Source organism: Draconibacterium orientale, assembly GCF_900111425.1.
Lineage (GTDB): Bacteria > Bacteroidota > Bacteroidia > Bacteroidales > Prolixibacteraceae > Draconibacterium > Draconibacterium orientale.
This window is the reverse complement of sequence record NZ_FOHT01000082.1, coordinates 1-1,640: the sequence shown is the minus strand read 5'-3', so window position 1 is coordinate 1,640 and position 1,640 is coordinate 1. Positions and strand designations below refer to the sequence as shown.

At 39.9% G+C, this 1,640-nt stretch carries 2 protein-coding genes; both read left to right on the top strand.

What is annotated here, in order from left to right:
• Positions 1 to 750, top strand: a 750-nt coding sequence (locus BMW53_RS21060) for a Mu transposase domain-containing protein (protein WP_441294357.1), incomplete at its 5' end; no start/stop codon positions are given.
• Positions 751 to 765: 15 nt separating this feature from the next.
• Positions 766 to 1,503: an IS21-like element helper ATPase IstB gene (gene istB / locus BMW53_RS20555; RefSeq protein ID WP_038554933.1), complete on the top strand. Its 738-nt coding sequence runs from the start codon at positions 766 to 768 to the stop codon at positions 1,501 to 1,503.
• The last annotated feature ends 137 nt before the right edge of the window (positions 1,504 to 1,640 follow it).

The window sequence follows — 1,640 nt, the reverse complement described above, 5'->3', positions numbered from 1 at the left end:
TACCAAAGAATATATCCGGCCTTGCGCGACAAAGACTTTTACAGTTTGGAAGAGCTTAATAGTGCAATTTGGGATGAACTGGACAAGCATAACAACAAAAAGTTAACCGGCAGGCCAACGTCCCGGTATCAATTATTCGTTGAAGACGAAAAAGGCAAGCTTACCGCATTACCTGTAGAAAAATACGAGATTAAAGAAATAGCAATAGCCACCGTAGCCATGAACGGGCATGTGCTGCTGAGCAAAGACAAACATTATTACAGCGTTCCGTGTCAGTATTTAAAGAAGAAGGTTAAGCTGGTGTTTACATCAAAAACCGTTGAAATATACTATAAATACAACCGCATAGCTTTGCACAAAAGAGATGGACGTAAATACTTCTACACCACAAACAAAGACCACCTGGCAACAACACACCAGTTTGTTACCGACTGGACACCGCAGCGTTTTATCAACTGGGCAGCTTCAATTGACCAGAGTGTAAAAGAATTTATAATCAATGTGCTGGAAAGAAAACAACACCCTGAACAATCCTATAAAAGCTGTATGGGCGTATTGGCTTTTGCTAAAAAGGTGGGAGAAGAAAGGCTTGCCAACGCGTGTAAACGTGCATTGGAACACCAGGTTTACAACTACAAAATCATACAAAAGATACTGGAAAAAGGGTTGGATAAACTTGACGATGAAACACCGGACGAACCGGAACTTCCCTTTCATAACAACATAAGAGGAAGAAAATATTACAACTGATAAAGTAAAAGAACAATGAACGAAGTAACATTAACACGAATGAAACAGATGAAGCTCCATGGTATGCATGGGGCTTTTAAAACAGCTATCGAAACGGGTAAAACCGATGATTACACCATCGACCAGTTTGTATCGATGATAACAGATGCCGAGTGGGACGATCGCAACAACCGAAAGATAGAGCGTTTGATAAAAAATGCAAGGTTCCACTATAAGGCAACCATTGAAAACGTGGTGTACGAACATGCAAGAAATATCGATCGGACAAAACTGTTAAGACTGGCAGAATGCGATTTTATTAATAAAAACGAGAATGTATTAATATCGGGCAGCACCGGTGCCGGCAAAAGCTATATTGCAACAGCCTTAGGGTATCAGGCCTGTATTGAGGGATACAGGGTTTTGTATTTTAACACAACCAAAATGTTTTCTAAACTAAAAATGGCAAAAGCCGATGGATCTTATCTTAAAGAACTTGCAAAAATGGCCAGGCATCAGTTAATAATACTTGATGATTTTGGTCTGCAACCCTTAGATAGCCAAAACCGAATAGCTCTGTTAGAGTTAATTGAAGACAGGCACAATAAAGGATCTATGCTTGTAACATCCCAGCTCCCCGTTAGTAAGTGGTATGAAATAATCGGGGAGAAAACGATTGCCGATGCCATACTCGACCGTTTAATACATCAATCGCACAGGATTGAGCTGATGGGCGAATCGATGAGAAAAAAACGAAACATTTATAGTGAATAAAAAAACAGTAAATTTGTTGTAATCTGACAGAAGAAAAACGTTCTCTTTTTTGTGGAAAATGGTCGGTGGTCAATTTACTCCGGCGTCGATGGTCAATTTAAATTGGCCTTGGGTGGTCAATTTGACTGGCGTTTCCA

Coding starts and splice junctions, on each gene's coding strand:
- istB (WP_038554933.1), top strand. CDS start 766: ATGAACGAAGTAACATTAACACGAATGAAACAGATGAAGCTCCATGGT.